The following is a 12,729-nucleotide window of genomic DNA, read 5'->3' as shown; positions in this document are numbered from 1 at the left end:
ATTCTGTTTTCGGTGGTTCACTTTAACCGTTTTTTGCACTTTGTGGAATAAATAAAGTTTGTATGATAAATTATATTAATTTGTTTCATTTTAAAATTCATATCCCTACATTTATAATCCCTAATAGTCTTTCATAATTAATAGCAAATATTATAATAATAGTGACCATGTTCACTCAATATATCTATGGCTAAAAAAGCAATAAAAAACGAAAAATCAATAGAAGAAACCCTTTGGGATTCTGCCAATAAATTAAGAGGTTCGGTAGAACCATCAGAATATAAGCATGTGGTGTTAGGACTTATATTCTTAAAATTCGCAAGTGATAAATTTGAAGTTAAAAGAGCGGAACTGTTAGCAGACGGCAAAGAAAAGTTTATAGAAATGAAAGAGTTCTATAACATGTCCAATGTGTTTTTCTTGCCAGAACTTACCCGTTGGTCGTACATCATGCAACAAGCAAAGCAAGATGATATAGCTCTTAAAATTGACACCGCTTTACATACCATTGAAAAAAACAACCCCTCCTTAAAAGGAGCGTTGCCAGACAATTACTTCTCTCGTTTGGGATTAGACAAAAGTAAACTGGCCGCTTTGTTGGATACCATAAATAATATTGACACACAAAAAGACCCCACACAAGATATTGTGGGGCGTGTGTATGAGTATTTCTTATCCAAGTTTGCCATTGCTGAAGGGAAGGGTAAAGGAGAGTTCTACACACCCAAAAGTATTGTAAACCTTATTGCTGAAATGATTGAACCTTACAAGGGTATTATTTATGACCCGGCTTGTGGTTCCGGTGGTATGTTTGTGCAGTCCATTAAGTTTATAGAAAGCCATCATGGAAACAAGAAAGAAGTGTCTATTTACGGGCAGGAATATACCAATACCACCTATAAACTGGCTAAAATGAACCTTGCCATTCGTGGTATTTCTGGTAATTTGGGAGAAAAAGCAGCCGATACCTTTGCAGACGACCAACACAAAGACCTGAAAGCCGATTACATTATGGCAAACCCACCATTTAACCAAAAAGATTGGCGGGCCGATACTGAGTTGGTGGTTGATCCACGTTGGAGAGGGTATGATGTGCCACCAACAAGTAATGCCAATTATGCTTGGATATTAAACATTGCCAGTAAATTATCAGAGAATGGCGTTGCAGGCTTTTTATTAGCAAATGGCGCCTTATCTGGTGGTGGTGAAGAATATAAAATACGTAGAAAATTGGTTGAAAATAACTTGGTGGAAGCCATTGTTATTTTACCAAGAAATATGTTTTACACCACGGATATTAGTGTCACACTTTGGATTTTAAACAAAAACAAAGGAAAGCAAGAAAAGACTATTGGTGATGAAAAACGCACGTATAGAGAACGGACTGAAGAAGTGTTGTTTATGGATTTACGCCAAATTGGAGAGCCGTTTGAAAAGAAATTTATACAATTCGGTCCTCAACAAATTGTTGACATAGCTAAAACCTATCACAACTGGCAACAGGCTGATAGAGAATATCAAGACGTTCCAGAGTATTGTTGTTCGGTGACTAAAGAATTGATTGCAAAAAAAGATTTTTCATTAGTGCCTAGTAAATATATTGAGTTTGTAAACAGAGATGAAAATATTGATTTTGAAACTAAAATGAAAAGTTTACAAACTGACATGCAACGGCTGTTGAAAGAAGAAGCAGAATCAAAACAACAATTGTTAAATGTTTTTAAAGAATTGGGGTTTGAGATCAAATTATAAAAAGTTAGGTCAATTTATCAGAGAAGTCAATATTCGTAATACGGATTTGTCAGTTGAAAAACTTTTAGGCGTTAGTATTAAAAAAGTACTTATGCCTTCTATCGCCAATACGGTTGGAACAAATATGGCAACTTACAAAATTATTAAGCGAAATCAGTTTGCCTATGGTCCTGTAACTTCACGTAATGGTGATAAAATATCTATTGCTTTATTAGAAGATTCTGATGTTGCAATTGTTTCACAGGCTTATATAGTTTTTGAGGTGATAGATGAAGATGAGCTGATGCCAGAATATGCTATGATGTGGTTTAGACGCCCAGAGTTTGATAGATATGCACGTTTTAAGTCTCATGGAAGTGCAAGAGAAACATTTGATTGGGATGAATTATGTGATACAGAACTCCCAATCCCATCCATAGAAAAACAGCGAGAAATTGTTTCAGAATATAACACCATTACCAAGCGTATCATTTTAAACGAGCAACTCAACCAAAAACTAGAAGAAGCAGCGCAAGCCTTGTATAAACATTGGTTTGTAGACTTTGAGTTTCCTAATGAAGAAGGAAAGCCTTATAAATCGTCTAGTGGCGACATGGTTTGGTGTGATGAGTTGGATAAGGAGATTCCTGTTGGGTGGGAGACCAATAAAATCGAAAATATAGCAAACTTAAAATATGGGAAGATGTTAAGTTCTGAATTGTTTTTAGATAAAGGCTATCCTGTATATTCTGGTTACGGGCTACGTGGATATTATGATAAATACATGTATGAATCACCTCAAATTCTTGTTATATGCAGAGGTGTTAGCGGTACAGGTGAAGTCCGAATGTCACCGCAATATTCTTATATCACCAACTTGAGTATTGTTGTGGAAAATTATCAGGAATTAACAACTAAAGAATTTTTATACTATTACCTTAAAAATGATAATTTAAGAAGTTTGGATAGTGGTTCCGCACAATCCCAAATCACGACTGGTGATCTAGGATTTTATAAAGTATTAATACCTACTCTATATATTCAAGAATTATTTACAGTGAAAATATCAAAAATATACAGCCTTTTAAATATTGATAAAACATCAAATTTAGAGGAGTTTAGAGAGTTGCTTCTGGCGAAAATGACAAAGGTTTAGGTTGAATAGGAATTGGTTAATAAAAAACATAATCTATGTTAGACTTCATGTACAAAACATCTACTTTTCAGATTACTTGGGGTAAAATGACTACACCAATATATAGGATTTTGGATAATGTGGAGTATATAAATGACTTTTTTGAAAAGGGAGAAATTTATATTAGTTGTTTTAGCAATTTTAGAAAGTATGAGGATGAAATGCAAGGAGATAAAACTGAAGGAGAGCATATGGTAGGAGGGTTTAATGATAAAGGAGATGGTAATTTTATCTTTTATGAAGGAGGAGTTAACGCTTCTATTATGAGTACAACTACCAATTTAACAAATGAAGTGATTAAAGATTTTAAGGGAAAGGGAGCTATTAAAATAAATAATCCAGCATTATTTGGTATGGAAATAGCCCGAAAATTGCCTTATGTTTTAGGAGGATTAGAGGGTGATTGTATTTATGGAGATTCGAGAGCGAGTATTTTAAAGACAGAAATAGAAGATAATTTAAGATTTCAAAGTATAGATTTTAAAAATGCTTCAGAAATTCAGGAGGTAGTTAGCGAACTAACCAAGAATTATGAGTTGTTTATGAAACTAAATAAATATAAACATCAAAATGAATATAGGCTTGTTTGGTTTTCAGAACAAAAGGTTAATGAAGGAATTGTTATTATTAGTCCTGAGGCAAGACATTATTGTGAGAAAATTATTTTTTAAATATTTATAGAATATGGAAAGATACGGAAACAGAGGTGGAGATTCAGGGGTTTATGCTTATCAAATTGGATCAGATTATATGATTGTTCAATTTACAGGAACTTCTCGTTCATATACTTATAGTTATGGAAGAGCAGGAAGAAGTCATGTAGAAGAAATGAAATTACTTGCAAGAAATGGCTCGGGGTTGAATAGCTATATAAACCAGTACGTAAAGTTTTTGTATGACTAAATAATAAATCATGAAAGAATTAATTATTGAAGCAGGCCAAAGTTTAAAAACGATTCAAATAGATTACACTGAAAAGGATGGTAGTAATGAAGGTTGGAGAGAAGTAGAACCTTATAGTTTTAGAGAAAAAAATGGAGTTGAATACTTTTACGGGTATGACATTCAAAAAGACGGTATTCGTGGTTTTATAATTGAGTCAATAAATGATGTTGAAATTACAGATAATAGTTATGAACCGAGATGGCCAGTTGAATTTTAAAGATTATGAAGTTAAAAAGGTTTGAAATAAGTGGTTTTAGAAGAGTTTTAGATACCAAATTTTTATTTGGTGATGCTACTTTTTTAATAGGTGAAAATAACGTTGGTAAAAGTGCTGTTTTAAGGGCTTTAGAATTGTTTCATTCAGGAGAAACTAGATTGTCTATTTTAGATTTTTTTTACGATGAAGAGTCTGGTTATCGTTCTGAAAAGGTTGTTTTTATAGCTGAATATGTAGGTTTGCCTGAGGAATCAGAAACATGGAGGGGGTTTAAAGGTAGGGTTTTAAAAAGAGAAATTGAAGGTGGGGAAATTGAGCGATATATTTTGTTTAAGAAGGAATATACACAAGATGGTAAAAGTCTTCATAGTTTAAAGGAGTATAAAAAAGCGTTAAAAGTAGAATTTGGAGATTGCAAAAAAGCTCAAGACTTTATAGACGCAGGACTATCTATAGATGAGTTAAACTCTGTTTTTGGAGATGACATTGATTTAAATAAAAATATAACTCTCAAAGCTCATGAAGGAGATTTAGAAGAGCTCACCACCATATGGGATTATGATTATGATAGTTCTGAATGGTTTGAAAGACCAGGAGGAATTGTTGGAAATATCTTATCTAAGCTTCCTAGGTTTTTGTTTATACCAGCAGAAGATAGAAAAGATGAAATTGATGGTAAATCAGGGGCGTTACAAAAGGTAATGAAAAGTCTTTTTGATGATGTGCGTGATACTTCTGAAAATTTTGCGAAAGCACAGGAGTATTTAAATAAACTGGCTGAAGAATTAGACCCATCTGATGAAACCAAAGATTTTGGTAAAATGTTAGAGGAAATAAATTTGATAGTTGGTAATGTTTTTCCTGAAACAGGATTGCATGTAAGGACTGAATTGGATGATGCCGATAAAATATTGAAACCTCATTTCAATATTGAAATGTCAAGTAACATTAAGACATCACCTGATAGACAAGGTACTGGCTCAATTCGTTCGGCAGCATTTGCTTTATTAAGATTTAGGTCAATTTATCTTGAAAGAAAGGATAGAACAGATAGAAATTTGATAATCGGTTTTGAAGAGCCAGAGATTTATCTTCATCCTAATGCTGCAAATAGCATGAGAAATGAAATTTATAATTTAGCCGTAGCAACAACTTCCCAGATTATTTGTACAACTCATTCCCCGTATATGATTGATTTGGGGAAAGATTTAGATAAGGATAAATACCCTAAACAGGTGCTTAATCTTTTGAAAGTATCTTTAAACGAAAAATTTAAATTAATTGCTTCAAATTCTAATCCTTTCAATACAACACAAGCTTATAATGACTTAATAGCGGAAGAACAAGATCAAATAAAGTTTATATTGAAAATTGATGATTACATCGCGAGAGTCTTTTTTGTTAAGCATTTAATTATAGTTGAGGGTGATACTGAAGATGTTGTTTTTAGGGAGACTATAAGAAGATTACCATTACCTGTTAAGAAAGTTGTAGATGCAGATTATCAAATAATTAAAGCACGAGGTAAAGCAACCATAATATCTTTAGTAAAATATCTTAAAGCTTTAGGGTTCAAGCCATTTGTTATTCACGATGAAGATCAAGTTGCTGGAGCAACAAAGTTTAATAAACCCATTTTGGATGCATTAGGTTCAGAAGAAGACCGATTAATGTTGAAATATTGTATGGAAGATATTTTAGGGTATGAACCTCCATCTGGGAATAAGCCTTACCAAGCTTATTCCTTTATTAAGGATAATTGGGATATTGGAGAAGGCTGGAACGGTGTTGGAAAAGACTGGAAGGAAATTATAGAAAATAATGTATTAAAAGAAATATTCGAGGGTTATGTCGACATTAAAACTGAATCAGAAGCTTAAAAGAGTAGAACTTCAAAAGTTTGAATTAGATAATGAAATTGTATTTAATTATTTCGACAAGCTACCTGCGAGCGAACGAGATGAAAAGCTAGTACGAGCATTGTATATTGGGGTTTTGGCGTTAATGGAAGACCGTATTTCATCCTTTTTAGCAAAAACAACAAATGAGTTAGGTACAGAATTAGAAAGTCTGAAAATGCTTTTTGAAATGAAAAAGGAGTTGTTTTATAAGTCAACCATAAAGGGGGTTATAGCAGAAGATGAGATTGCTGAGTATTTAAACGAGTTTTTTCAAAGTAAAAGAATAAAAGATAGAGCCTTACTAACTGGTAATGCAGCAGGTGAGTTGGCCAAAAACAAAACAGGTGATATTATTTGCGAAGTTAACGGCACACCAGATTTAAAAATAGCTATAGAATGCAAGTTTGATAAAAGCATGAAGTTAGGAACCATTGACACCAAAGATATTTTTATCAGAAAAACAGATACAGCATGGAGCCAGTTAATAGAAGCTAATGCAAATAGAAATTCTAGAGTCAGTTTAATTGTGTTTGATATTAGTTTGGTAGATAATTCCATTTTAAAGTTTTGCGAAAATGTGGGCTACATTCCAGAGGTCGGTTTTATTGCTATTGTAGATTCTCAAAAAGGAGATTATTCCAATTTGGTCATAGCATATATGTTAGCCAGAGATATTGCCATAAATGCCAAAACCATTGAATTGGACAAAGATGTCTTAGCAATGCTAGTGAATAGAATTATTAAAGACATTGGAGAAATAAAAGCCATCAAAACATTAGTTGAAAGGAATATTGACAATAACAAAGAGATATTAAAGCAAATAGAAAAATCCATGTTGTTAATGGATTTTAACCAGCGTTATTTAACTCAATTTCTAGAAACAGGTACACTAACTAAAAAAGACTTACTCGATTTTTATATGGGTGAGGAGATTAAAGATCAGTATAAATTGATAGAGAAAGATATAAACGAATTATAAATTTAATATATGGCAGAATTACACGTAAGTAAAAAAAGCATAAGTAAACTTTTTAGTGAAATGCAAAGTAAAAAGTTTGTAATTCCAGATTTTCAAAGACCATATAAATGGAACGTTGAAAAATGTGAAACCCTTTGGAATGATATAGAAAACTTTACAGTTACAGATGCCAAAGCAGGTTCTGATTATTTTTTAGGAACTATTGTTTCTTATATAAACTCGGAAAAAAATCAAGAAATTATTGATGGGCAGCAGCGAATTACGTCCTTTTTTTTATTATTGAGAGCTTTTTATCGTAAGCTTGAAGATATGGTAGAAGACGAAGATGTTAAAGGGCTTAAAAATCAATTGGCACCTTGTATTTGGGATATTAACCCAATTTCACAGATTGTATCAGATAAATCATTAATTCATATTGAATCACTTGTTGCAACTGAAGAAGATAATGGAACTTTCCATGAAATTTTGAAGACGGGCAATACAAATGACTTGGCAAGTGATAACTATTCTGTTAATTATCGCTTCTTTAAATCACAATGTGATGAATATGCAGAGCTCAATCCAATGCAATGGAAACAATTGTGTATTACAATTTTACAAAAATGTATCATTTTACCAATTGAATGTGATACCCCTGAAACTGCTCTTACTATTTTTTCTACATTAAATGATAGGGGATTACCTTTAGCTGATTCTGATATATTCAAAGCCCAAATTTATCGTAACACTGAGGGAGAAGCTAAACGGAAAGAGTTTACAAATACTTGGAAAGAACTAACTCAAATTTGTAGGCAAGGTTATGTCTCAATAGATGATGTTTTTAGATATTATTCTCATGTACTACGAGGACGAAGTAATGACAAAACAAAAGAAGTTGGTCTCCGAAAGTTTTATGCTGAAGAAAATTATAAACGCCTTAAAACAGATTACGTAATTAATGAGGTAATGAACTTAGCGAATTTTTGGAGATATGTAAATGTAGAAATACTACCTGACGAAGATATCAATTATAATATTTCGATAGAAGCTCGAAAATATCTTCATTGTTTAAATCATTATCCCAATGAGTTTTGGAAATATGCCGTAAGTGTCTTCTTTTTGAAAAACATGGACAGTCAATCTTTTGATGAAGATTTTGTAATAATGCTTAAAAAGCTTATGTCTTTTCTATTTGTTAAGTTTATTGAAGCTCCAACGGTTAATGCTATTAAAGATGATATTTATTCTTCATGCATTTCTCTAAACAATGAAAATAAACTGCAATATCGTCTTTCATTTAATGAAGAATCGCTAATGCAGCAAATTGATAGTCATTCATCTTCGAGGCTATCGAGAGCGTTACTTCTATTGGATGCTTATTTAAATAAAAATCAGTTTGCCGCCATTCCTTATACTTTTGATATAGAACACATATTTCCTAAAAAGTGGCAGGATACCAATTATAACGGTTGGAATTATGAAGATGCTATGAATTATTTGGACCGTTTTGGCAACAAAATTGTATTAGAAAAAAAATTAAACATTCAAGCAGGGAATGGATATTTTGGAGTAAAAAAACAAAAATATTCAGATTCCAAAATAGCAGTTGTTAATGATTTAAGTAATTACCCTAAAAATGATTGGTTAAAAGCCGATATAGAAATAAGAGAAGTAACTTTTAAAAATAATCTACTATCATTTTTTAAAAGTGAACTAATATAAATTCAAATGAAATTCACGGAATCACAATTAGAACAAGCCTTTATAGACCTTTTAGAAAAAGAGGATATTCCTCATGTATCTGGTAAAAGGATTTTAAAAGACCCTTGTGAAGTTGTTTTAATTGACGATTTAAAAGCTTTTTTATTAAACCAATATAAAAGGGAAAATCTAACGGATTTAGAAGCAAATCAGATCATTAAAGAATTGTTGTTGCTTCCAGCTTCAGACCTTTATGAAAGTAACAAAACCTTCATGAAGAAATTATCAGATGGGTTTGCCTTTAAAAGAGAAGATAGAAGCCAAAAAGACATTTGGATTTATTTAAAAGATTATTCAAAAAAGAATAACAATAACTATAAAATTGTTAATCAACTAGAAATATTTGGCTCCGAAAAACGTATACCAGATGGTATTTTATACATCAACGGACTGCCATTGGTTGTTTTTGAATTTAAAACCGCCATACAGGAAAACACAACGATTCATGATGCCTATAAACAATTAACGGTACGTTACAGACGAGATATTCCTGAGTTGTTTAAATATAATGCCTTTTGTGTGATTAGTGATGGCGTTAACAACAAAGCAGGTTCGTTTTTTGCACCCTATGAGTTTTTCTACGCTTGGCGTAAAATAGAAGGTTTAGTAAAAGAAGTAGATGGCATTGATTCTATGTATACATTGGTGAAAGGCATGTTTCAACATAATCGATTTCGCGACATTATTAGAAATTTTATTTTCATTCCAGATGCGTCTAAAAAGGATGAAAAGATTGTATGCCGTTATCCACAGTATTACGCTGCCAATAAATTGTATGCCAACATTGTAAAGCACCAAAAACCAGAAGGAGACGGTAAAGGAGGAACTTATTTTGGTGCAACGGGCTGTGGCAAAAGCTACACCATGTTGTTCTTAACAAGGCTGCTTATGAAAAGTGTGCATTTTTCGAGTCCAACCATTGTTTTAATAACAGATAGAACCGATTTAGATGACCAACTTTCGGGACAGTTTACCAATGCCAAAGGTTATGTTGGTGACAATACTATTATAAGTGTTGAAAGTAGGGCAGAACTAAGAACCTTGTTACAAGACCGGCAAAGTGGTGGTGTGTTTTTAACTACCATCCATAAATTTACCGAAGACACCGAATTATTGACAGACCGAACGAATGTGGTGTGTATTTCGGATGAAGCACATAGAAGTCAAACCAACCTCGACCAAACCATACGAGTCACTGAAACCGGTGTTAAAAAAACCTTTGGCTTTGCTAAGTATTTACATGACTCGTTGCCCAACGCCACTTATGTTGGGTTTACTGGTACACCCATTGATGCTACTTTAGATGTGTTCGGTAATGTAGTTGATTCGTATACAATGACAGAATCGGTTAGAGATGAGATTACGGTAAGAATTGTGTATGAAGGTCGAGCCGCCAAAGTGGCGCTTCAAAATAGTGAATTACAAAAAATTGAAGCGTATTACGATCGAGTATCAGAAGAAGGAGCCAATGAATATCAGATAGAAGAAAGCAAGAAGCAATCGGCTAACATGAATGCTATTTTAGGCGATCCTGATAGGCTGCAAGCCATTGCAGAGGACTTTGTAACACATTATGATAAGAGGGTCAGTGAAGGTGCTACAATTGTCGGTAAGGCATTGTTTGTATGTAGTAGCAGGGAGATAGCTTATGAATTATATAAAAACATTATAAGGCTGAGACCTGAGTGGAATGAGATTAAAGTGGCAGACGATAATGTAGAACTTACAGAAAAAGATAAAAGGGAAATCAAACCCATGGAGCGTATCAAAATGATAATGACCAGAGGTAAAGACGACCCTAAAGAGCTGTATGATTTATTAGGAACCAAGGAATATAGAAAAGAATTAGATAGACAGTTTAAAAATGAAAAATCTAATTTTAAGATTGCCATTGTGGTTGATATGTGGTTAACTGGGTTTGATGTGCCGTTTTTGGATAGTATTTATATAGATAAACCAATTCAACAACATAATTTAATTCAAACAATATCAAGAGTTAACCGTAAGTATAAAACTAAAAATAAAGGGTTGGTGGTTGATTATATTGGCATTAAAAAGCAAATGAATCTGGCTTTGGCGCATTATAATAAAGGGGATAGAGAAAATTTTGAGGATATTAAGGAATCGCTAGTTGTGGTTAGAGACCATTTGGATCTATTAGCTAAAATCTTTCACAAATTTGATGCCTCAAAATATTTTGGAGGCACTCCATTAGAACAGTTGCACACCCTTAATATGGCGTCAGAATTTGTTCAATTAACCAAAGACTTGGAAACACGGTTTATGGGCTTGGTAAAACGACTTAAAGCCGCTTATGATATATGTGCAGGAAGTGAACAAATAAAGGAATCAGAGAGGGATTCTATTCATTTTTATTTGGCAGTAAGATCCATTGTTTTTAAGCTTAATAAAGGAGATGATCCAGACACCGCCCAAATGAATGCTAGAGTTAGGGAAATGATAAAAGATGCATTACAAAGTGAAGGCGTTGAAGAAATATTCAAACTAGGTGATGGTAAAAACACAGAACACGATCTATTTGATGATGATTATCTAGCTAAAATTGATAAAATTAAACTCCCAAACACTAAAATTAAATTACTGCAACAACTTTTAGCTAAAGTTATTGGGGAAATGAAAAAAGTAAACAAGGTAAAAGGTGTTGATTTTTCTCGAAAAATGGAATCTTTGGTGCAACGCTATAATGAACGAAAAGAAGATGATGTATTGCGTAGTGAAGTATACGAAGAAATGGCTGAACAGCTCACTAATTTAATTTGGGAGGTGCGTAAAGAGTTTTCAGCAGGAGATGATTTGGGTATTGACTTTGAAGAAAAAGCATTTTACGACATCCTAAAAGAATTGTGTGTGAAATATGATTTTTCATATCCAGGTGATAAACTCATTGAGTTAGCAAAAGCTGTAAAAGATTTAGTTGACAGTCAAGCTAAATATCCAGATTGGAGTAAACGAGATGATATTAAAGCAGCCTTAAAGGTTGGATTAATTTTACTATTAGATGAATTTGGTTATCCACCAGTAGAGCGTGATGAAGTTTACAAAGATATTTTTGAACAAGCAGAGAATTTTAAGAAGTTTAACTAATAAATATTTTTTCTTCTTCCTTCTTGGATTCTGAACCGTTATAAATTATTAGACTTACAAACAGAAAGTAATTAATATATAGCATAGTAGCTAATGTTTGTCTTAAAAGTTGCGCGTTTGTGAGCGAGGATTTTACTTCGCCCATTTTATTTACTTAAGGAGCTCATGATTTGCTATGCAATTGCTCGTGTCCGAAGGATAATCAGAAACTAACAAACGATCAACAAATTTTGGTTTAGTAAAATTAGCGATTTTTTATAGCTGTTGGCACTAGTTTTGCTTATTAGCTACAATACAATTATTAATAACGCTTTTTATTACTAACGCAGTTTCCGTTTGAAATATCTTGTTTTGAGTTTTAATATTGGCAATTAATGTATAAGAATTTCCAAAAACCCCTGCAAGTCCTTTTATTAGAGCTAGAGAAGTATTTCCAATTATGCTGAAATAAGTTGTTCTTATTGCAGTTTGTTCGTTAGTCATTCAATTTTTTTTTGGTTGCACACAACTTTTTTATATACGGAAGTCTTCTCCTTTTATTCAGCCATATTGGATGGTTATGCGGAAGTTTTTATGTTTTTATTACTTTTAACTAGCTATTAAAAATAGAATAAAATTTTTAAGCAATTTAAGTGTATTTTATAGATTGACAAATGGTTTTTCATTTTCCCTAGTTATCTAAAAACGTAAATTTAATCTGGTTTCATTTGATGTTTGCTTACAAACGTTAAATGTAAAGCAAGAGGGTAACACGCTACGCGATGTTACTGATTCATATTTCATTTAAAATCAGATATGTAGCAATTTTAAATAGTTGCATTTATTTCAGATTTGCGGCAAAAGCTCTTTAAACCCCATTAAAATGGCTTTTATTTGCGGCAAACTCTTAGATTTTGTTATGATTTAGTGAATATTG

The 12,729-nt window shown here is 32.6% G+C and carries 9 protein-coding genes and 1 pseudogene; 9 read left to right on the top strand and 1 reads right to left on the bottom strand.

The window, feature by feature from the left end; genetic code table 11:
- Positions 1-186 precede the first annotated feature (186 nt).
- From DKT72_RS12120 to DKT72_RS12080, 9 genes are read left to right on the top strand one after another with little or no spacing between them, the layout of a single operon-like run.
- A complete protein-coding gene (locus DKT72_RS12120; protein WP_111309013.1) occupies positions 187-1,752 on the top strand; it encodes a type I restriction-modification system subunit M in 1,566 nt (521 codons plus the stop codon).
- Complete coding sequence (locus DKT72_RS12115) at positions 1,736-2,887, top strand: restriction endonuclease subunit S (RefSeq protein WP_111309150.1); 1,152 nt, start codon at positions 1,736-1,738, stop codon at positions 2,885-2,887. The genes DKT72_RS12120 and DKT72_RS12115 overlap by 17 nt, the downstream gene beginning before the upstream one ends.
- A 35-nt stretch (positions 2,888-2,922) precedes the next feature.
- The gene (locus DKT72_RS12110; RefSeq protein ID WP_162623308.1) at positions 2,923-3,597 is read left to right on the top strand and encodes a hypothetical protein; all 675 of its coding nucleotides are present in this window, start codon (positions 2,923-2,925) and stop codon (positions 3,595-3,597) included.
- A gap of 13 nt (positions 3,598-3,610) precedes the next feature.
- Positions 3,611-3,829 carry a hypothetical protein gene (locus tag DKT72_RS12105; protein ID WP_111309011.1) on the top strand — a complete coding sequence of 73 codons (219 nt, stop codon included), beginning with the start codon at positions 3,611-3,613 and terminating at the stop codon, positions 3,827-3,829.
- Positions 3,830-3,839: 10 nt separating this feature from the next.
- Complete coding sequence (locus tag DKT72_RS12100) at positions 3,840-4,088, top strand: WYL domain-containing protein (protein WP_220628121.1); 249 nt, start codon at positions 3,840-3,842, stop codon at positions 4,086-4,088.
- Positions 4,089-4,093: 5 nt separating this feature from the next.
- Positions 4,094-5,968 carry an ATP-dependent nuclease gene (locus DKT72_RS12095; protein WP_111309010.1) on the top strand — a complete coding sequence of 625 codons (1,875 nt, stop codon included), beginning with the start codon at positions 4,094-4,096 and terminating at the stop codon, positions 5,966-5,968.
- Positions 5,937-6,968, top strand: coding sequence for a hypothetical protein (locus DKT72_RS12090; RefSeq protein ID WP_111309009.1), 1,032 nt, complete (start codon positions 5,937-5,939; stop codon positions 6,966-6,968). Before DKT72_RS12095 ends, DKT72_RS12090 begins: the two co-directional genes overlap by 32 nt.
- Positions 6,969-6,977: 9 nt before the next feature.
- A complete protein-coding gene (locus DKT72_RS12085; protein WP_111309008.1) occupies positions 6,978-8,669 on the top strand; it encodes a DUF262 domain-containing protein in 1,692 nt (563 codons plus the stop codon).
- A 6-nt stretch (positions 8,670-8,675) separates the two neighbouring features.
- On the top strand, positions 8,676-11,813 hold the full coding sequence (locus DKT72_RS12080; RefSeq protein WP_111309007.1) for a type I restriction endonuclease subunit R: 3,138 nt from the start codon (positions 8,676-8,678) through the stop codon (positions 11,811-11,813).
- 339 nt (positions 11,814-12,152) lie between these two features.
- On the opposite strand, the pseudogene DKT72_RS12075 reads toward DKT72_RS12080, so the two are convergent.
- Positions 12,153-12,296: pseudogene (locus DKT72_RS12075) on the bottom strand (cation diffusion facilitator family transporter); the annotation flags it as partial.
- Between the last annotated feature and the right edge of the window lie 433 nt (positions 12,297-12,729).

Origin of the sequence: Confluentibacter sediminis (assembly GCF_003258355.1) — a bacterium.
Lineage (GTDB): Bacteria > Bacteroidota > Bacteroidia > Flavobacteriales > Flavobacteriaceae > Confluentibacter > Confluentibacter sediminis.
Note: the sequence above shows the minus strand (reverse complement) of the source record. Positions and strands in the feature narration are given on the sequence as shown.

Bases quoted from the DNA above. Each gene is read 5' to 3' on its own strand.
- DKT72_RS12120 (WP_111309013.1), top strand. From the start codon at position 187: ATGGCTAAAAAAGCAATAAAAAACGAAAAATCAATAGAAGAAACCCTT.
- DKT72_RS12110 (WP_162623308.1), top strand. From the start codon at position 2,923: ATGTTAGACTTCATGTACAAAACATCTACTTTTCAGATTACTTGGGGT.
- DKT72_RS12105 (WP_111309011.1), top strand. From the start codon at position 3,611: ATGGAAAGATACGGAAACAGAGGTGGAGATTCAGGGGTTTATGCTTAT.
- DKT72_RS12100 (WP_220628121.1), top strand. From the start codon at position 3,840: ATGAAAGAATTAATTATTGAAGCAGGCCAAAGTTTAAAAACGATTCAA.
- DKT72_RS12095 (WP_111309010.1), top strand. From the start codon at position 4,094: ATGAAGTTAAAAAGGTTTGAAATAAGTGGTTTTAGAAGAGTTTTAGAT.
- DKT72_RS12090 (WP_111309009.1), top strand. From the start codon at position 5,937: ATGTCGACATTAAAACTGAATCAGAAGCTTAAAAGAGTAGAACTTCAA.
- DKT72_RS12085 (WP_111309008.1), top strand. From the start codon at position 6,978: ATGGCAGAATTACACGTAAGTAAAAAAAGCATAAGTAAACTTTTTAGT.
- DKT72_RS12080 (WP_111309007.1), top strand. From the start codon at position 8,676: ATGAAATTCACGGAATCACAATTAGAACAAGCCTTTATAGACCTTTTA.